The sequence below is a fragment of the Alcanivorax hongdengensis A-11-3 genome (assembly GCF_000300995.1).
In the GTDB taxonomy this organism is placed as follows: Bacteria; Pseudomonadota; Gammaproteobacteria; order Pseudomonadales; family Alcanivoracaceae; genus Alcanivorax; species Alcanivorax hongdengensis.
Map to the genome: position 1 here is coordinate 1 of NZ_AMRJ01000031.1, position 19,455 is coordinate 19,455.

The 19,455-nt window shown below is 57.1% G+C and carries 19 protein-coding genes; 17 read left to right on the forward strand and 2 right to left on the reverse strand.

Annotated elements, in window-relative coordinates:
- Positions 1–206: 206 nt before the first annotated feature.
- Together A11A3_RS14635 and A11A3_RS14640 are read right to left on the reverse strand one after the other, a co-directional pair.
- Complete coding sequence (locus A11A3_RS14635; protein WP_008930104.1) at positions 207–1,613, reverse strand: heavy metal sensor histidine kinase; 1,407 nt, start codon at positions 1,611–1,613, stop codon at positions 207–209.
- Complete coding sequence (locus tag A11A3_RS14640) at positions 1,600–2,292, reverse strand: heavy metal response regulator transcription factor (protein ID WP_008930105.1); 693 nt, start codon at positions 2,290–2,292, stop codon at positions 1,600–1,602. Before A11A3_RS14640 ends, A11A3_RS14635 begins: the two co-directional genes overlap by 14 nt.
- A gap of 198 nt (positions 2,293–2,490) precedes the next feature.
- Here A11A3_RS14640 and A11A3_RS14645 point away from each other — a divergent pair, with 198 nt between their 5' ends.
- The 17 genes from A11A3_RS14645 to A11A3_RS14730 all read left to right on the forward strand — a co-directional run bounded on the left by A11A3_RS14645 (position 2,491) and on the right by A11A3_RS14730 (position 19,376).
- A complete protein-coding gene (locus tag A11A3_RS14645) occupies positions 2,491–2,781 on the forward strand; it encodes a hypothetical protein (protein WP_008930106.1) in 291 nt (96 codons plus the stop codon).
- 17 nt (positions 2,782–2,798) lie between these two features.
- Complete coding sequence (locus tag A11A3_RS14650; RefSeq protein ID WP_008930107.1) at positions 2,799–3,359, forward strand: c-type cytochrome; 561 nt, start codon at positions 2,799–2,801, stop codon at positions 3,357–3,359.
- A gap of 77 nt (positions 3,360–3,436) precedes the next feature.
- On the forward strand, positions 3,437–5,212 hold the full coding sequence (locus A11A3_RS14655; protein ID WP_008930108.1) for a copper resistance system multicopper oxidase: 1,776 nt from the start codon (positions 3,437–3,439) through the stop codon (positions 5,210–5,212).
- Positions 5,213–5,221: 9 nt separating this feature from the next.
- Positions 5,222–5,971 carry a copper resistance protein B gene (locus tag A11A3_RS14660; RefSeq protein ID WP_008930109.1) on the forward strand — a complete coding sequence of 250 codons (750 nt, stop codon included), beginning with the start codon at positions 5,222–5,224 and terminating at the stop codon, positions 5,969–5,971.
- Between the two features lie 36 nt (positions 5,972–6,007).
- Entirely contained in the window at positions 6,008–7,360 is a 1,353-nt protein-coding gene (locus tag A11A3_RS14665; protein ID WP_008930110.1) for an APC family permease, read from the forward strand.
- Positions 7,361–7,390: 30 nt separating this feature from the next.
- The gene (locus A11A3_RS14670) at positions 7,391–7,609 is read left to right on the forward strand and encodes a hypothetical protein (protein WP_008930111.1); all 219 of its coding nucleotides are present in this window, start codon (positions 7,391–7,393) and stop codon (positions 7,607–7,609) included.
- 57 nt (positions 7,610–7,666) lie between these two features.
- A complete protein-coding gene (locus A11A3_RS14675) occupies positions 7,667–8,962 on the forward strand; it encodes an MFS transporter (protein ID WP_008930112.1) in 1,296 nt (431 codons plus the stop codon).
- A 92-nt stretch (positions 8,963–9,054) separates the two neighbouring features.
- Positions 9,055–9,726, forward strand: coding sequence for a methyltransferase family protein (locus A11A3_RS14680; protein ID WP_040297272.1), 672 nt, complete (start codon positions 9,055–9,057; stop codon positions 9,724–9,726).
- Between the two features lie 176 nt (positions 9,727–9,902).
- Positions 9,903–10,265, forward strand: a complete 363-nt coding sequence (locus A11A3_RS14685; RefSeq protein WP_008930114.1) for an NADH-quinone oxidoreductase subunit A — start codon at positions 9,903–9,905, stop codon at positions 10,263–10,265.
- A complete protein-coding gene (locus A11A3_RS18170; protein WP_202802694.1) occupies positions 10,265–12,325 on the forward strand; it encodes a heavy metal-binding domain-containing protein in 2,061 nt (686 codons plus the stop codon). Before A11A3_RS14685 ends, A11A3_RS18170 begins: the two co-directional genes overlap by 1 nt.
- Positions 12,322–13,218: a complex I subunit 1/NuoH family protein gene (locus A11A3_RS14700; RefSeq protein ID WP_008930117.1), complete on the forward strand. Its 897-nt coding sequence runs from the start codon at positions 12,322–12,324 to the stop codon at positions 13,216–13,218. Before A11A3_RS18170 ends, A11A3_RS14700 begins: the two co-directional genes overlap by 4 nt.
- Entirely contained in the window at positions 13,218–13,784 is a 567-nt protein-coding gene (locus A11A3_RS14705) for an NADH-quinone oxidoreductase subunit J family protein (RefSeq protein ID WP_008930118.1), read from the forward strand. Before A11A3_RS14700 ends, A11A3_RS14705 begins: the two co-directional genes overlap by 1 nt.
- Positions 13,781–14,092: an NADH-quinone oxidoreductase subunit NuoK gene (nuoK, locus tag A11A3_RS14710; RefSeq protein WP_008930119.1), complete on the forward strand. Its 312-nt coding sequence runs from the start codon at positions 13,781–13,783 to the stop codon at positions 14,090–14,092. The genes A11A3_RS14705 and nuoK overlap by 4 nt, the downstream gene beginning before the upstream one ends.
- Positions 14,089–15,999 carry an NADH-quinone oxidoreductase subunit 5 family protein gene (locus A11A3_RS14715; protein ID WP_008930120.1) on the forward strand — a complete coding sequence of 637 codons (1,911 nt, stop codon included), beginning with the start codon at positions 14,089–14,091 and terminating at the stop codon, positions 15,997–15,999. Before nuoK ends, A11A3_RS14715 begins: the two co-directional genes overlap by 4 nt.
- Before the next feature lie 15 nt (positions 16,000–16,014).
- Positions 16,015–17,484: a complex I subunit 4 family protein gene (locus tag A11A3_RS14720; protein WP_008930121.1), complete on the forward strand. Its 1,470-nt coding sequence runs from the start codon at positions 16,015–16,017 to the stop codon at positions 17,482–17,484.
- Positions 17,484–18,848 carry an NADH-quinone oxidoreductase subunit N gene (locus A11A3_RS14725; protein WP_008930122.1) on the forward strand — a complete coding sequence of 455 codons (1,365 nt, stop codon included), beginning with the start codon at positions 17,484–17,486 and terminating at the stop codon, positions 18,846–18,848. Before A11A3_RS14720 ends, A11A3_RS14725 begins: the two co-directional genes overlap by 1 nt.
- Before the next feature lie 69 nt (positions 18,849–18,917).
- A complete protein-coding gene (locus tag A11A3_RS14730) occupies positions 18,918–19,376 on the forward strand; it encodes a hypothetical protein (RefSeq protein ID WP_008930123.1) in 459 nt (152 codons plus the stop codon).
- Positions 19,377–19,455 lie beyond the last annotated feature (79 nt).

The window sequence follows — 19,455 nt, forward strand, 5'->3', positions numbered from 1 at the left end:
CACTGTCCGGTATTAGTTGACCACTACAGTTCACAATAAGTGCGTCGGGGAAGTCGGCGCTTTTTTCTTCCACCGACCTTCACCGCCTGCGCTTTTTTATAGTCATTGATGAATGTGGACCCAGTGTATCCCCCCGAAGTCCGTTTTGCGAAGAACGACTCGCGCGTCTCAAAATCCGTTATATTCGGCGTAGCTCATATCGTCGGTTAGGCGTGGCTTTGGGTAGCAGGGAAATAGAGGGTAAACGTGGTTCTAGTTGGGGAGGAGGCCGCTTCCGCCTGACCACCATGAACCTCGACGATTGATCTTACAATAGCCAAGCCGAGCCCCGCACCTTCGCTTTGGCGGGTCCTCGAAGGATCGGCACGGTAAAAGCGGTCAAAAATGTTGGGCAAATGCTCGGAGGGAATCTCCGGTCCAGGGTTCAGCACACTCAGAGAAACGCGACGATCCGAGAGCCGGACCAGCCGTACCAGTACTGTTTGACCCGACGGTGTGTAGCGAATGGCGTTGGACAAAAGGTTGGAAATTGCCTGTCGCAGCATAGCGCGGTCGCCCAGTATCGTCGGTGCCTGACCTTCCAGTGTCAGGCTGATACGCTTCTCTTCCGCCAGTGCCTCGAAAAAATCGAACAGCGCATGCACCTCTCTCGCTAAATCCAATGGTGTCTGTACCGGCTTGAGCAGGCCATGGTCGCTTTTGGCCAGCCACAGCATGTCATTGACCATCTTGGCCAGTCGTTCCTGCTCTTCCAGATTGGAGTACAGAAGCTCACGATACTCCTCGGAGGCTCTGGCCTTTCCCAGCCCAACCTGGGTCTGGGTGATAAGATTGGTGAGCGGTGTCCGCAATTCGTGTGCGATGTCGGCCGAGAAATGCGATAGGCGAGTAAAGCTGTCTTCCAGCCGCCCGATCATGTGATTGAACGAGATTACCAGGCCCTGTAATTCCGATGGCACCGAGGCGGGGTCGAAGCGCACATGGAGTCGGTCGGCCTGGATGTCTCCCATCCTGTCGGATAGCCTGCGCAGGGGAGCATGGGCCTGATGAATGCCATACCAGGCGGCCAGAAGGGTAATAGCACCGGCTAGGGTCATGATAAGCCACAAAGCACGGCGAAAGCTTCGCAGAAACTCCAGGTGGAAGCCCATGTCAATCGCCGTAGTGATTGAGTAGCTTCGGCCCCCGACTTCAACGTCAGAGACTACACCCCGGAAGGTCTTATCGCCGTCCTGCCAGGTTTGCACGTTTTCTACGTTAATTTCGGAGGTGGGGGCGAGCGTGTCGGTTACTTGAGTCAGGTTGGCTCCTGGCATGCTGTAGATAATGTCGCCTTGCGCCTTTCGAACCTGGAAAAAGACACCGTGATGTCCGGATATGGCGTTGGCCAGGGCATCACTCTGTTGTGCGGAATCGTTGCCACCGTTCAGCAAGGTTTTGGCGACGGCTTGGGTCATCACCGCTAGTTCACCGGCATCCTGTTCGGCAAAGTGACGCTCAACGGCACTGAGGAGCAGACTTCCGATCAAGATGAGGCTGAGCCCAATCGCCAGTCCCACAAATATCATGACCCGGGCGGCCAGCGACAGTGGTGGCCGGTCAGTGATCTTCATCGTCGGTTTCCACGTCAAGCTTGTACCCCATGCCGCGCACTGTGTGAATCAGTCTGGGCTCGAAATCATCGTCAATTTTGGCCCTCAGCCGACGAATGGCCACATCGATCACGTTGGTGTCGGAATCGAAGTTCATGTCCCATACCTGGGAAGCAATGAGCGAACGAGGCAACACCTCACCACGCCGACGGACCAAAAGCTCCAGAAGGCAAAATTCTTTGTGGCTGAGATTGATCCTCTTTCCGGCGCGGGTAACGCGGTGTTTTGGTAGATCAAGGGACAGGTCGGCGATTTCCAGCTGTTCCGATAGGGTCGGTGTGGACGGCCGGCGCAGCAAGGTGCGTATTCGGGCCAGAAGTTCCGTAAAGGCAAACGGTTTTACGAGGTAATCGTCCGCTCCCAGCTCCAGGCCCTTAACACGATCATCTACCGCGTCGCGGGCGGTGAGAAACAGCACCGGCGTCTGGCGGCCAGCTTCGCGCAATGACTGCACGATGCGCCATCCGTCCACATCTGGCAGCATGACGTCCAGAACGATCAGCTCGAATGACTCCGTCATCGCCAAGTGGTGGCCGTCGAGCCCGTTGCGCGCCAGCTCGACCATAAAGCCGGCTTCGGTTAAGCCCTGACGGAGATAGTCACCTGTTTTCACTTCGTCTTCTACCACCAGCAGTCGCATGAAGCACCTCTTTTGATTCGCATCTTTGATCCGCATCGCGCGAGTGTAGCTGACGGTGCCCAACGACAAGGTTACACAAACATTACAAAAATGTAATGTTTGAGTCATCTGGCGGACAGGGCCTGTTTGTCACCCTGAGTCTTGTTTGTAGAAAACAGCAATGGCTGTTCACTTTCGTTCCAATTGAGGAGTTACCCCATGACATACAAAACTTTACGTTGGTTGGCCGTCTTGCCAGCGCTTATTTTGGTCCTAGCCGTGCAGGCGCATGAACCTTCGGAGCATATGGAAGAGGCCGAAAAGCCGAAATGCTCAGAAATGAAAGACATGGACCACGCCGAGATGGACATGGATGACCCGGTCATGCAGGCCATGATGAAGAAGTGCAAGCAGCACATGGATAAGAAGGATGCCGACTCAAAGGAGTCCGAGCACAGGCACTCCGAGTCCGATGATGACGCAACTCGTAAGTCCCAACACGACCACTAAAGCTTAAAGGAGAGCACATGACGGCCCCTAGGTTTCTGCCTTGCATCAAATGCCTAATCGCTGCGCTCGTCATTGCCATAGCGGCGGCTTTAGCGTTCATCTACTCGGGTCTGTATCCCGTCGGCGCGGACGATCACCATACGCCACTGACTTATTGGGCGCTGGAAACACTGCGCGAACGCTCGGTTGACCGGGCGTCAAGCGGGATTGAAGTGCCCGCGGATCTGGACAGGTCCGAGCGCCTGCTGGCCGGGGGCGCTGATTACAATGACATGTGTGCCGGCTGCCATCTCAAACCGGGCAAGGACGAGAGTGATTTCACCTTGGGCCTCAATCCCGCGCCACCAAATCTGACGCAACCGCATCAAGGGGAAGAGGATCTTGAGTCGCGGGCCCAACATAGGTTTTGGGTCATCAAACACGGCATCAAAGCCTCCGGCATGCCGGCCTGGGGTCCAAACCATGATGACGAGCGAATCTGGAGCATGGTGGCTTTCTTGAGACGCCTTCCCGAGCTGTCCCCCGAGCAGTATCAAGTCTTGACCGCTCGGGGTTCCGCTGAAGCTCCTCATCATTAGCTTGGGCTACCGCCTGGTGGTGGGCCCTGGAGTCAGATCCATTTTGCGAGAGTTTATAAGAGTCAGGAGGTTGCATGATGGGAAAACCGATAGAGGCGAGCCGTCGACGCTTTATCAAATCGGCGATCGGGGTGGCATCGGGCCTCGCTATGGCCAGGATGGCGCCGACCTGGGCGTCTCCTCTGGGACGAAGCTATGGCGATGCTGTCAACGCTGACTCTGCGGTCGATCTGCATATTCGCCGGGAGCAGATGAATATTGGTGGAAAGATCGGCAGGCCGATCACCATTAACGGCAGCATGCCCGGGCCGCTGATCAGGCTGAAAGAAGGACAGAAAGCTCGCCTCAACGTCACCAACTCGCTTGCTGATGACACCTCGATCCATTGGCACGGCATCATTCTGCCTGAAAATATGGATGGCGTGCCTGGCGTGAGTTTTCCCGGTATCAAGCCGGGACAAACCTTTCATTACGAATACGATGTTCAGCAAAACGGAACCTACTGGTATCACAGCCACTCGGGGCTGCAGGAGCAACTCGGTCACCTGGGGCCACTGGTAATCGACCCGGCGGATGGCGATATAGGCGCGGATCGCGAGCATGTAGTCGTCCTGAGTGACTGGACTTTTGAAGACCCTCACGAGGTGTTCCGCAACCTGACGGTGGCGGAGGGTTATTACAACTACCAGCAGCGAACCTTGGGTGACACGCTTGCCGATATTCGCCGCCAGGGGCTCGCGAAAACCTGGGAGCAGCGCTCGATGTGGAATCAAATGCGCATGAGCTCCCGGGATTTGCTGGATGTGAACGGCTCGGCCTATACCTATCTGATGAATGGCCGCGACAACGGAGCTAACTGGACGGCGCTGTACAAGCCGGGGGAAAGGGTGCGCCTGAGAGTCATCAACGGCTCGGCCATGTCGTTTTTTGATTTTCGCATTCCGGGCCTTGAAATGACGGTGGTTTCAGCCGATGGCCAGCCGGTCAAGCCGGTAACAGTGGATGAATTCCGCATCGGTGTGGCGGAAACCTACGATGTGGTCGTGACGCCAAAATGCGACCGCCCCTATACGCTGTTCGCAGAAACTATGGATCGAAGCGGCTATGTGCGGGGCACGCTCGCGACTGAAGTAGGGCAGGAAGCGCAAGTGCCCGAGTTACGGCCGGTGCCGGAGCGGGGCATGGCAGCTATGGGCATGAGCCACGACATGAATGGCATGGATATGTCGTCCAACCAGGGCGATGACGCCTCCATGGGTGAGCACCACGACATGCACGGTGATCACGGCGGGCATATGGCTGAATCTCCACAACGGCCTTCAGCGCCGGATCTCGGCATAGAGCACGCGCCGGGCGGCCATGGCCCCGCTGCGGCGATGATTGCCCGCAATCCGGTCAGCCGCCTGAACGAGCCCGGCGTTGGCCTCGAGGATGTCGAGCGCCGAGTTCTGGTTTACGGTGATTTGATCGGTGCTCATCCTTGGCCGGACGAACGGGAGCCTGAGCGCGATATTGAGCTCCACCTCACCGGCAATATGGAAAAATACATGTGGTCCTTTGACGGTGTGAAATTCACCGAAGTCGATGGACCGGTGGAGTTTCATCACGGCGAGCGTCTACGCTTGATCCTGGTGAACGACACTATGATGGATCACCCCATCCATTTGCATGGCATGTGGATGGAGCTTGAAAACGGTCAGTACCCTCGCCCTCGTAAGCACACCATCAGCCTCAAACCCAGTGAGGTGGTTTCGTTGCAAATCAGCGCCGACGCACCCGGCAGTTGGGCCTTTCACTGCCATCTGCTGTATCACATGAAGGCGGGCATGTTCCGCGTAGTCAACGTCAGCTAAGGAGGAGTTATGAAAAATCTGAAATTCATTATGCCTCTCGTGCTGGCTAGCGTGAGTGCCCCGGTGTTTGCGGGCCATGCTGAAGACGACTGGCCGGAACCGGTCAAACCCTACCGAACGGGTCAAGTACTGTTTGACCGGCTGGAAGTCACCCGCACCGACAATGACGAAAGCTTGATCGTCTGGGATATGTTGGCCTGGTACGGCGGAGACCGAAACCGAATTTATTTTAAAAGCGAAGGCGAAAACCAAAAAGACGACGGCGAGCCCACCGAGCTGGAGAGCGCGGAGGTGTTGGCCAGTCGTTTGATTACGCCCTTCTGGGAGCTGCAGGGCGGCATTGGTACCCGCGGTTCGCTGGCCTCGGGCGCAAATCGGGAAAACTACTTTGTGATCAGTTTGTTTGGCGTAGCCCCCTATCGGTTTGAAATGGACAACTCCATTACGATCAATGAAGATGGAGATATAGCCGCGAGTGTTGAAGCCGAATACGACCTGCGCCTGTCACAAGTATCGTATCTCCAACCGCGTTTGGAGATTGCGGCCGCACTGACCGACGCCGAAGACTATGGTCGGCCCAGCGGCTTCAATGATGTTCGTGTAGGGTTGCGCTATCGCTATGAGCTGGCCAGAGAATTCGCGCCCTATATTGGCGCTTACTGGAGCCGGTCTCTAGGAGACAAAGCTGACCAGATTCGAGCCGACGGTGGCGATGAGTCTGAAACCGGCGTCGTGGTCGGCGTTCGCATGTGGTTCTAATTCGATATGTTGAAAAAACAATAAGCCGGAGGAATCATGGCTAAGAAAGATGACAGAACGACGCATTACCAAGAAGGCAGCCTGACACTACCGGGCACGGTAATGCTGGGTACCGGCGTCATGATTGGCGCCGGCATCTTTGCGTTAACCGGGCAAATGGCGCAGATGACCGGCGTTCTATTTCCGCTGGCGTTTCTGGCCGCTGCCGTGGTCGTTGGCTTCAGTGCCTACTCCTACATCAAAATTTCCAACACCTGGCCATCCGCAGGTGGAATCGGCATGTACCTGCATAAGGCTTACGGCAATCGCTTGCCCACGGCCTTTAATGCCTTGCTGATGTATTTTTCTATGGTAATCGCGCAGAGTTTTCTAGCGCGTACCTTCGGCGCCTACACTATGCAGCTTTTTGGTAGTGGCGAAGGCGGAATAATGGTGCCTGTTCTCGGTGTATTGCTTATCCTCGCAGCTTTTGTCATCAATCTTTCAAGTAATCGTCTGATCCAAGGTGTGGCTTCTTTTGTCGGAATTCTGAAGATTATCGGCATCCTCATTTTCGGGCTGGTGGGAATCTGGGTTGCGGACAGCATCTCAGTTGACTTCTCAAACCCGGGAGAGGCTGGAACCTTTGGCAACTTTCTAGGCGCAACAGCTTTGGGGATACTGGCTTTTAAAGGCTTCACCACCATTACCAACAGCGGCTCGGAGGTGAAAGACCCAAAGCGCAATGTTGGTCGTGCCATTGTGATTTCCATCGTATCTTGCGTGGTGATCTACACATTGGTCGGCTTTGCCGTTGCGAGTAATCTTTCGCTGGCCGAAATTATCAGAACTCAAAACTATTCTCTTGCGGCGGCGGCGCGGCCGGCACTGGGGGAATACGGTGTCTGGGCTACGGTGGCTATTGCCATGATGGCAACCGCTGGTGGCATTTTGGCAAGCATTTTTGCGGTCTCGCGCATGCTCGCTATGCTGACAGAAATGAAACTGGTACCTCACAGTCACTTTGGCATGCCCGGAAGTATCCAAAAGCACACTCTGGTCTACACTGTAGTGCTTGGCTTATTTCTTACTGCATTTTTTGATCTGTCTCGAATTGCAGCACTGGGAATTGTGTTTTACTTGATAATGGATATTGCCATTCACTGGGGCGTGCTCCGCTATTTGCGTGAAGAGCTTAATGCCAAAGCCTGGATTCCCGTTACGGCAATTGTCCTCGACTTGCTCGTGCTAGGAGGCTTTGTCTGGGTCAAGCTGAATACTGACCCCTTCGTGATCGGGGTGGCCGTTGTTGCGATGATTGTTATTGCGGTTGGTGAGCAGATTTTCCTCAAAAAGTCCTCAGGAATCGAGCCGCCGACTGGCGAGCACTCGCATGCTCATCATCACTAACATTCTGAAATCGACCAGAGGAGCAAAAGCATGATGGAGAACCATATGTTTGGCGGCGCAATGGGCGCAGGGCACTGGCTATGGATGCTGTTTGTTGCCGTTATTGTTGTGATACCGGTCTGGCGCATTTGCCAGCGTGCGGGTTATCCGGGCATTTTGGGAGTTTTGATTTTGATTCCGCTCGTCAATCTCGTCTTTCTTTATTTCTTGGCGTTTGCGGATTGGCCTAGCAAAAAATCTAGTGACTAAGGTCTAGAAAACCTGTGTAAAAAGTGATCATTATTTTAAGAGGAGGAGGTTCCGGGTTTGCAAAATCGCAAGAATGCTGTAATTGCCGGCTATGTGGGCAATGTTATTGAATGGTACGATTTCGCCCTTTATGGCTTTATGGCCAGTATTCTTTCCCAGTTGTTTTTTCCAAGTGACAATGAAGTCGCTTCTCTTCTGGCAACTTACGGAGTTTTCGCAGCTGGTTTTGTGATGCGCCCGCTTGGCTCATTCGTGTTTGGCTGGCTTGGTGATACCATTGGCCGCAGTAAAACAATGCTGCTTTCCGTGGCGTTAATGTTTCTGCCGACCCTGTTTTTAGGCCTTCTGCCTTCCTATGCCGTTATTGGAATTTGGGCGCCGATACTGTTGGTGATCATTCGGTTGGTTCAGGGCTTGTCTGTGGGCGGTGAGTTTTCCTCCTCGGTAACCTACCTGGTTGAAACCGCCGACCCTGATCATAGAGGCCGAGCCGGTAGCTGGGCGAACCAAGGTGCCATTAGTGGAATGCTTTTAGGTGCCGGACTTGCTGCGTTGGTGACTACCGTTTTCCCGAAGGAGGTTGTCCTCGAGTGGGCCTGGAGAATTCCATTTCTTCTCGGCGGTTTTTTAGGTGGTATAGCGATGTATCTGCGTCGTAAGTTACCAAAATCTCCCGAGTTTAAAAGTTATTCAGATCAGGCGGAGCCGAGATCCCCCCTCAAGCTTGCGTTTACTCGCAATGGTAAGCAAATGGCTCAAGCCATTCTGTTTGCATCGGCCTACGGTGTGTTTTTTTACATTCCCATGGTTTATTTGCCCAACTGGTTAAACGAGCACGCTTCTTTCGGTCTTGATCGCGCCATGCAGATTAACTCGCTGGCGCTACTCGTAGCTGCGCCGCTTGTATATCTATCCGCGTTAATAGGAGATCGATACTTGCTCAGGACCCACTGGATTACCCTTTCTTTTGGTTTAGTGGCCTTGGCAGCCTGGCCCTTGTTTGAGTTGATGCAGGCGGGATCTTTAGTCGCGGCTACCCTCGGACAAGTTTTGTTTATCGCGATGTTAGCTATTCCTCTGGGCTCCGCCCCCGCAATCTTCGTGGAGCTATTCCCTCCTGTCGATCGCCTTACGGGGTATTCCATCAGCTACAACCTCGGGGTAGGAGTCATTGGTGGTGCTACGCCAATGGCGGCGACTTGGTTGATTCAGCAAACGGGCAATTCGCTCAGCGTCGCCGGTATGTTAGTGGTCGCTGGGGCTTTAGGTGTCCTCGCGATGCTGTGGATTGATGATTCAAGCCGTGAAGATATTTGTCAGCCTGCGGGACAAAAGTGCCCGGTTCAATGTTGAATCAAAAAAGTTTTGTCGACTGGGGTGATTTTCGCATCCACAAAACTATTGCTTACGCGCTGGCGCGCAGGACTTACTTTAGGGGAAGAGTTATGAGTGACTCAGCTAGCCATGCCGGGACATGGGGCTTAGCAATTATTTTCATTGTTTTGATATCCTGGTTTTTCTATCGCTACTTCGCCCCAAAAAGCTGGCGAGAGTGGGCGGGGGCGGGCGTCGTCCAGGCCTTTATTATTGCCTTATACGCCGAGATGTACGGTTTTCCGCTTACCATTTACGTGCTGGTGCGTTTCTTCGGGCTCGACAGTGAGTATGTAAGCTCCAACCTCTGGTCTACGCTGGTCGGCCTCGGGGAAACCGGGATGATGGTCGCGATGGTGGCCGGCTACACCTTGGTGTTTATCGGCATTGGGCTGTTCATTCAGGGGTGGCGCCAAGTGTATCGGGCGCGCCATGAAGATCGCTTGGTTCTCAACGGCCTATATGCCTACGTTCGCCATCCTCAGTATACCGGCTTGTTTCTTGCGCTATTCGGCGAGGGCGTAGTGCATTGGCCAACGCTATTTTCGGTTGGACTGTTCCCCGTCATTGTTCTTGTTTACACCTGGCTTGCCAAACGCGAAGAAAAGCAAATGCTTGACCATTTTGGTGATGACTATCGCGCCTATATGCAGCGGGTTCCCATGTTTCTGCCTGGCTGGCGTCAATGGCCTCAGCTCGCAGATGCTTCGCTGGACGAAACCGATCGCAAAAATTCCTATTGATGTTTCTTGTACATGAGTCCCCAGCTAGGGGGAAAATTTGCGCTTCCGGGGAGGGTGTCTAGACTTTAAACTGATCTTCGTCGAGGCATTCATTGCAAGGGGTTCCAAAGTCCTTTTGCAATGCCAAATTTAAATCTCACGAACCTGAACCAGAGTAGGATGGGAAGTTAAACGTTATGAGCGCTACACAACAATACCTAATACTGCTGGGTTTAGCACTGGGTATCCTGGGTGCGGTGTTAAGCTTGTATGGCTTAGCTCGTAGTTTGGGCGCCACACGGCAGGAGCCAGGCAAGGATGTTCCGGCAAGCGCGGGGGTGCTGTCGCGGGATCCGGTTTGGGGCCGCTATCACGCGCGCTATTACGGTTATGCATTGTTGTTTTTGGCGTTCGATATGGAGATGGCCTATATGTACCCTTGGGCGGTTGTGTTCAAGGAGGTAGGGCTGGTTGCTTTACTTGATATGGGCGTGTTTCTTGCGATTCTCTTTCTCGGGCTGCTTTACGGATGGAGCCAGGGCGCTCTGAGGCGGCAGTGATGTCTGAGGCCGCAACGACACTTGCCGGCGCACGCAAAGGGCGTCCATCTATCCTGCGAAGGTGGGTTGGGCAGGCTCTGGCGCGCAATTTGAGCTGCCTGGTAGTCCCTGGGCCGGAAGTGGCCCTGGCGCATGGGCTGGACCTGGCGGCCGCAGACATGCGCATCGCCGCCACGCCGCGCGATGCCACTGTGCTTCTGATTGTCGGTGAGCTATCTCAGAAGTTGGATGAGGCCACAGCAGTGCTCTACGCCCAGATGCCTAGGCCGCGAGCTATTCTAGTGCTCGGTGGGTCAGCACCTTCGTCTTTACCTCAAGCTGACGTTTCTGCGGATCTCTCACAAACCGAACTGATGGAGGCGGCCACTCGGCTGCAGCGGTTGCTGGCTGAAGACGCCTTCGCCGCCTCGCCTGACGATTTTGACTCATCAATCCTGCAAGCCAAAACTGAGTACGTCTGCCCCATGCACCCGGAAGTGGTGGAGGACGAACCAGGCAGCTGCCCCAAATGCGGTATGGACCTGGTGGCGCGCGAAGCCGGCGGCGACTCGGATGCCGGGGAGCACGACCACGACCACGACCACGAGCACGAGCACCACGGCCACGAACATGACCATGACCACGAGCATGAGAGCGAGGAACACGATCATCACCATGCTCACCACAATGATCATGGGCAGAGTCATGAGCACCATCACGACCACGAACATCACCAGAACCATAAACGCGCTCATGACCACGAACAGCATCAGGGCGACGACGATCACGAGCATGCTCATTGCCATGAGCATGAGGATCATGGTCACCAACAGAGCACGGCTCAAGAACAATCCGGTACTGAATATATCTGCCCTATGCATCCGGAAATAAGACAGAACGAGCCGGGCAGCTGCCCCAAATGCGGCATGGATCTAGAGCCGCATAAGCCCGAAGAAGACGAGGGTGTGAGGGAAGGGGTGCCGGAGCACGATCACGAGCACCACCATGACCATTCCGGGCACGACCATGACGGGCATGATCATTCTGACCACGACCACGACAGTTCCGGATTCATGTCCATGGTCGAGGTTACCAAAGACCTGCCCCGCAGTGCCGATGGTTTGGCAATGGACTGGCTTGAGGTGCCCTTCGGCCCCTGCTTTCCCGGTTTGCCGGGCGGATTGAAGCTAACCTTGACGCTCGACGGCGATGGGGTGACCGAGGGCCAAGCAACATCTCTGGTAGCTATGAACACGTCATCTGAAGAGGTGGCGGTCGAAACCTTCATCGAGCGCCTGGCGGCGGCTATGCCGTTGGCACCGGTAAGTTATCGCCTCTTGGCCTGTCGCGCTATCGAGCAGGCGGCCGGTCTGGAGCCAGATCCGGCCGTCGAGCGGGGCCGGGCGGCCGCTCTTGAGCGCGAGCGCATCGCCAGCCACCTGGGCTGGCTGGCTCAGTTGGGGCGCCAGCTCAGCTTTGTCTGGTTAACGCGTCGTGCGGCGGCTTTGCAATTGGAAACCCAGCGCGCCGACCGGGAGCAGCTTGTCGCCCTGCGACCGGCGCTGCAGTCGCTCATTGCACGGCTTGAGCATACGCCCCTCCTCAAAGCGCGCTTGAAAGGCATCGGAGCTTTGCCCCACGGCTCCCAGGATCTACGAGGCCCGGTGGCCCGCGCCTCCGGCCGAACCGAAGACGCCCGCCAGGCGGATGCAATGTATCGCGAGCTGGGTTTCGAAATGCGCGCTGAGAGCGCCGGGGACGCCTGGGCGCGTCTCCGGCAGCGGCATGTTGAGATCATGACCAGTCTCGACCTCGTGGAGGTGGCCGGAGACCCTGAGCTCCCCAAGCTGCGCGCCATCGACAACCCTTCCGGAACGGGAGAGGCGACCGTGGAAACGCCGCGTGGCCGCGCCACATTGCGACTAACGCAGGAGCGAGGGCAGGTGGTATCGGTCGAGCTGGATAGCGCCTGCAGCCAACATATCGGCTTGGTCGCCGATTTGGTCGAGGGCCAGGAGCTGGGCGATGCCCTGGTGGCGGTCGGGTCACTGGATCTCTCGCCCTGGGAGGTGACCTCATGACTGTCGCCTTAGTGTTGCTCACCTTGCTGGTTGGCGCTTGGTTACTGGCTGTGATTGAGGCCTGGCTAACGACCGGCCGCCTGCGACCGGTTGCGCCGCTGCTGGCGGGCCTGTCGCACCTGGGCCGGGAGTCCATCCTGGCGCGCAAACCCGACCGGTTGTTTTTCGAGACCGCGCCAGTGTTGTTGCTGGTGGTAGCGGTGCTCGGTGCTGCCGTGCTTCCGCTGGCGCCGGATCTGGTCATCGCTGATCTGGCCACCGGCGCCTTGTTTCTTAACGCGGTGCTTGCCTATGTGTTGGTATCGCTGATTATGGCGGGTTGGGGCCCGAATGGCGCCTACGCGATGGTCGGTGGCTGGCGCTTTCTCGGCCAGCTTATCGCCTACTCCATGCTTATCGTCATGCCCATTACGGCGACCGCCATGCGCGCTGAGTCCCTGCTAAACAGTGCCATCGTCGAGTCTCAGGCCGGTTTATGGAACATCGTTTACCAACCGCTGGGCTTTGTGTTGTTTTTCATCGCCGCTATCGCGTTGGCGTTCCGCTCACCCTTCGACCTGCCTACCGCACCCGGTGAGTTGGCCGGCGGGGTCGACGCCGAATACACCGGCGTGCGCCTGGCAGTGTTGCGGCTGGCACGGTTGGTGATGGTAATCACCCTGTCTGCCGCGACCACGGTGTTTTTTCTCGGTGGCTGGCAGGGGCCGCTTTTGCCGCCCTGGGCCTGGAGCCTGATCAAGACTCTGGCGGTAGCCGTATCGATGTTGTTGGTCGGCTTTTATTTACCTCGTATTCGCGAGGCGGATCTGCTGGGCTGGTGCTGGAAGCTCGGGATCCCTCTGGCATTGCTCAATATCTTGATAGTCGGATTGCTCATCCTGGTGGTGCCTTAATGGTTGTTCAGGCTTTTTTTGTCGGCGTATTCGGGCTGGCAGCCATTGGTTTCGGTGTGGCGGTGTTCCGTACTGCGTCTATGGTGCGTTCTGCATTGGCGCTGCTGTTTTCGCAGGCCGCCGTGGGCTGCATGTTTCTGGCCATGCAGGCCGAATTCCTGGGCGTGCTGCAGATTATGATGATGGCCACCGAAATGAGCATCATGGCCATCTTCATGGTGATGTTCATGATGGACCCCGGTGGGCTTGGCGGGATGGATATGAGCCACCAGAAGCGCTTTTCGATTGGCGCCGGAGCCATTGCCGCCGCCACCGCCATCTCGGTAGCGCTGTTCTCTGATTGGGGACCGATAGTCGCCGAGGCGCCGGATGCCGCAATGCAAACGCGGGAACTCGGTTTTGAAATGTTGGGTCGCTCTATGCTGGTTTTCGAGACCGCCGCCATCACCATCCTGACCGCAATGATCGCGGCTACGGCAGTAGCGATTCCGGTGCGCCAGCCCGGCGTCGACACAGGAAAGCTCGACAAGGGAAACGGTGATAAAGAGCAGGAGGCTTCAAAATGACTCCGGTACTGATCCTGGCACTTCTGACCGGCGCCATTCTCTTTGGTGTCGGTATCTATGGCGCGCTCTCGCAGACTAATCTGGTCATGATAATGATGGGCGTGGAGCTGATTCTGGCGGGCGCGCTGGTGAACCTGGTGGCCTTTTGGCGCTTTCTGCATCCGGAGGTCTACGCCGGACAGATGTTTGTGCTGGTGGTGATGACGGTTATGGCAGTGGAGATGGCCGTCGGTTTCGGCGTCGCAATTGCACGCTTCCGGGCCAAGGGCTCGGTCGAGATGGAAGAGGCAGGAGACCTGAAAGGATGAGTGACCTGGTCTTTCCCATAGTGTTCCCTTTGCTTGCGGCCGCTGCCATTCTGCTGCTGCGCCGGGGAGCGGCTATTTTGGCGTTGGCCGGGGTCGCACTTAGCCTGGCGGCAAGCCTTAAGCTTTTGAGGGCGATCGCAAGTGGTGACTCCGCAACCCTGCTGTTACCGGGCTTACCGGAGCTGCCCTTGCGGTTGACCGCCGAGCCGTTAGCCGCGCTGTTCAGTGTGGTGGTGGCCGCCGTGGCGACTTGCGTACTGATTTATTCGGTGGGCTATATGAAGCGGGAGTCCGGTTTACCCCGATTTTTTGCCCTCATGTCCCTGTTTGTTGCCGCCATGCAGGCCCTGGTGCTGGCCGGCGACTGGATTCTGGTGCTCGTCGCCTGGGAGCTGATCGGGTTGTGCAGTTACCTGCTGATCGGTTTCTGGTTTCAGCGACCCGAAGCGGCGAACGCCGCGAGCCGTGCCTTTCTCTACACCCGCAGCGCCGACCTTGGTCTGTACATCGCTATATTTATCCTCATCGGGGCGGCAGGCACCAGCCAGATCGCCGCCACCCTGAATGTCGACGGAGGCACCGCCGTGGCGGCCGGGCTTTTGTTGCTGCTGGCCGCCATGGGCAAGTCCGCCCAGGTCCCCTTGCAGGATTGGCTTATGCGCGCCATGGCGGGGCCAACACCGGTGTCGGCGTTGTTGCATTCGGCGACATTGGTGGCAGCTGGCGCCATTTTACTGATCCGCGTAGCGCCGCTGCTGGCGCCGAACGTTTTGCACGCTATTGGGCTGGTGGGCGGTATTACTACCGTGGCGGCGGGCCTGATTGCGCTGGCTGAACGTGACCTCAAGCGCCTGCTGGCAGCCTCAACCGCCAGTCAGTATGGTCTGATGCTGATTGCGGTCGGCGCCGGTGTGCCGCTGGCGGCGTTGCTGCATCTGCTCGCCCATGCCGCCATCAAGAGCGGTCTGTTTTTAGCGGCCGGTGAATTTCAGCATGCGCGTGGCGGCACGGCTCTGGAGCGCTTGCGGGGTGTAGGGCGCGTCCGGCCCTGGACTTTCCTCGGCTTCGCATTGGCAGCGCTGGCGCTGGTGGGTGCTCCACCGCTGAGTGGCTTCTTCTCAAAGGACGCGGTGATCGCCGCCGCACTCTCCGCGCCAAATGTCGCCTGGCTCGCTCCTCTGGCACTGGTGGGCACGCTGCTGACTGGCGCCTACCTGGCTCGCACGCTGCGGCTGCTATGGCGTGAGCGCGAGGAGGGCGAGAGCGAAAGCCGTCCGGTCGCCGGTGCCTGCTGGATGGGGCTAGGAGTATGGGTCCTGGTAATCCCAGCCGTCTTCCTGGGTCTGACCTTCGGTCCCATTGAAGCCTTGTTGGGTTTACCCGGTCCTGAAGCCCATGGCACTACTGCCATGCTGTTCGGACTTCTCGCGGCAGCGGCCGGTCTGGCGCTGGGCTGGCTGGTACCGGCCCCGCGCCTGCTTGGCCCTTTCCACCCCTGGGCACAATCGGGGCTGGTCATCGCCGGAGGGCTCACCTTCTGGATTGGGCGGCCAGCCATGGCTCTTGCCTACGGCTGTCAGCGACTGGAGCGTGGCCTATACGCGACCGTCCTGAGTGTCGGCCGTGGCGGCCTCTTCATTGCTCGAGGTTGCGGGCGCGTGGAACGAGGTTTGTATGCGGTGGTGTTGGGTACTGGCCGTGCCAGCTTGGCCGTGGCGCATTTGGTTCGGGTAGGAGATGAGCGCCGAATCGACGGCCTGATCTTCTCCCTGGTGGCCGGCGTGCGAGGCTGGGGAGACCGTGCCCGCTCCCTGCAAAGCGGTTGGATTCACCACAGTCTGGCTATCAGCGCCGTGGTTACCGCCGTAACACTGATCATACTGCTTTCGGCTTCATTGAGTTTCTAGAGGACAGCCATACTCATGCTACCAGTTGTATCACTTACTCTGTTTTTGCCGCTCGCCGGTGCCGTCCTGATTCTGGCCCTTCCGAGGCCAACGGCGCGAACCGTACACAGCATTGGTATTGGCACCGCCGGTTTAACTCTGGTCGGCGCGCTGGCCATGTGGCTGGAGGGAGTGAGTGGCGCGGGCTTTTCCCAAGTCGAAGAGCTCGAATGGATTCCGGCCATCGGTGCCGCCTACCGGGTCGGGGTGGATGGTATCAGCCTGCCCTTAGTGCTGCTGAGTGCCATGCTGTTTTTGGTGGCGTTCATCTATGCTTCGTCGCTGCGCGAGCGCCCGCGCGCCTACGTGGCTTTGGTTCTACTTCTGGAAACTGCGGCTATCGGCACCTTTACCGCCCTCGACGGAATTCTGTTCTATGTGTTCTTCGAAGTCTCCCTAGTGTCGATGTATTTCATGATTGCCGGCTGGGGGCATGAGGACCGGCAGCGGGCGGCTCTGATGTTCTTTATCTACACGCTTCTGGGCAGCCTGCCGTTATTGCTCGCCATCCTGGGGCTTTACCTCGGCAGTCCCGATCCCAGCTTCGACATGCGCGCCTGGATCGCTAATCCACCGCTTGAAGGGGCCGCGGCCATGTGGGCGTTGGTCGCCATGCTGGTTACTTTCGCGGTCAAGATCCCCGCCGTACCGCTGCACACTTGGTTACCTGCCGCCCACGTTCAGGCGCCGACTATCGGCAGTGTCATCCTGGCCGGCATCATGCTGAAATTTGGAACCTATGGGCTGGTTCGCTTCGCTCTACAAATGACTCCGGAGGCGTTCCGCGAAGCCGGCGTCGTTGTTTTGGTTTTCGGTGTCATCGGCGCGCTCTATGGCGCCTTCGCCGCTCTGGCGCAGACCGATCTCAAGCGCCTGGTGGCCTATACCTCGATCAACCACATGGGCTATGTGATCATCGGCGTCGCCGTGGCCGCACTGACCCTAAACCCCTCAGTGCGTGCCACCGCCCTCGATGGCGCCGTCCTGCAGATGTTCAGTCACGGCCTGGTGACCGGTGCATTGTTCTTCCTGGTGGGCATGATTCAGGAGCGTGCGCATACTCGGGAAATGGGTGAATTCGGTGGCCTACTTAAAACGGTTCCGCTGCTGGGCTGGTCATTTATGCTGGCAGCCTTCGCGTCCCTTGGACTGCCTGGTCTGGCGCACTTTCCGGCCGAGTTCCAGATATTTCTCAGCACTCTGGGCACTGTGCCCGCCGCTGTTGTCGCGATACTGGGCATCGCGATCATTGCCGGCACTTTTCTCAAGGCAATCCGCGAAACCTTCCTTGGCGAGCCCCAGCAACGCTGGCATAGCATGCCCGACCTGAGCGTGCGGGAACTGCTCGCCGTGGCGCCACTGCTGGTGCTTACCCTAGTTACCGGGGTGGCGCCGTCCTGGGTGCTGGACATCATTCATCGGACGACCTCGGCGTTGGTGCTGTAATGGGTCATGACCTTGCGTTATTAATTCCGGAAATAGCCGTTCTGTTAACGGCGGTCGGTGCACTGATTGCGGAAATGCTGCGCTGGCCGCGCGTTGCCTTGGCGGTTGCCATCGTGGGCCTGTTCATCGCCACGGGCTTGACCTTGAGTATGCTGGGCACCGACGCCGCCGTGTTCGGGGGCAGCTTCCGAATCGACACGCTCAGTATTTGGGCCAAACTTATCCTGTTGCCCGCCACCGTGCTTTCCCTGTTGCTGGCGCGCGTGGATGTGCGAGGCACCGTTCGTGAGGGCACGGTCTACAGTTTGCTGTGCTTTGCCACTTTTGGTGCACTCGTTCTGGCCGGAAGCGGCGATATGATGTTTCTAGTGCTGGGCGTCTTGTTGACCAGCCTAGCCAGCTTCGCGCTGGTGGCCTACCCGGACGATGACCCGGCCACCGAAGCCGCCATGAAATACTTTGTATTCGGCTCGGTTACCGGCGCGGTGATGGTCTTTGGCTTGAGTTACTGGTTCGGCGCCGCTGGCTCCACGCTGCTCTCTGATCTCGCGCGCGCCGACGCCATGCCGCTAGCCGCCATCCTCGGCCTGGTGACGGCGATTGTCGGCCTCGGCTATAAGGCGTCATTGGTTCCGTTTCATTTCTGGGTGCCAGACGCTTATCAAGGCGGGCCCTTATCGATAGCCGCCTACCTGTCTGTGGTGCCCAAAGTCGGCGCTCTGTTCGCGCTAACCCAAGTGCTTCGAGACCTGCCCTTGGAGAGCGGTTGGACCGCAGTTATTGCGGGGCTGGCGGTACTGAGTATGACGTACGGCTACCTCGCCGCATTGGCGCAGGATAATGTCGTTCGGCTGTTGGCTTACTCATCAATTGCGCAGTCCGGTTACTTCCTGCTGGGCATTTTGGCCGTGGGCTCAAGCTCGCTTGCCTTGCCATCGATCATTCTATTCGCCGCCGCCTACGCGGCCATGAACCTGGGTGCCTTCGCCATTGTTGCCATGGTCGGACGCACCTTGACCGATTTCAATGGCCTGGGGCGCAACAGGCCATTAATGGGGATCGCAATGGTGCTATTTCTGCTGTCGTTGGTCGGCATTCCGCCACTTGCTGGTTTCGTGGGCAAGTTCCTGATTTTTGCGGCTGCCATAGATGCCCAATTCACGTGGCTGGCGGTGGTGGGGATTGTCAATAGTGTGCTTTCGCTGGCGGTGTATTTGCGTATTATTGTACCCATGTACCGGCAAGGGGAGGCGGCTCCGAATGCCCCCGAATATTGGCTGAGCATGGTGGCGATAACCGCGCTTTCAGGCACGGTCATCATCGGGTTGGCTGCGCAGTTCTTCCTTGTGATTCCGATGACGTAATGGCATTCCTAGTACCATGGTCGCTGACGTTTAAAGCGACGTATTTTAAATTCAGACAAGAGGTTTAGCATGAAAGTTGAAACTATTTTTGACCTGATTGAATGGAGCCGAAAGTTGCACGGGAGCCTGGCAAAATGCCTGTCTCATTGCGCCTCGCTTCATCAAAATGAACGCGCTTCTCTGCTGCTTGAGTATCTGGCCTCGCACGAAGCGGAAATAGAGAAAATAGTGGCAGGGTTTGAACAGCAGGCTGATCCCAGGGCAGCTCGCACTTATGTGTACGATTACATGCCGCACAATCCTATTACCACCCACCTGGATTGCGACGATCACTACGCCAAAATGGATGCCACTTCAATAGAGACGGAAGTGGTCGATTTCCACGAACAAATCATCAGTCTTTACCGAACGCTTATCGAAAAGGCAGAAATACCCGAGGTCACAGAACTGGTGCAGTCATTGCTGGATATGGAAGAGCATGAAACCAAGCGCTTGGTACGGCAGATAGGGCGCATGGATGACATGTAAGTAAAATAGGGCTATCCGTTTTTGCTGGAGTCAGCGCGCGGAGGCCGCTGCCGGCCCGGTACTTCTTGGCGGGCGGAAA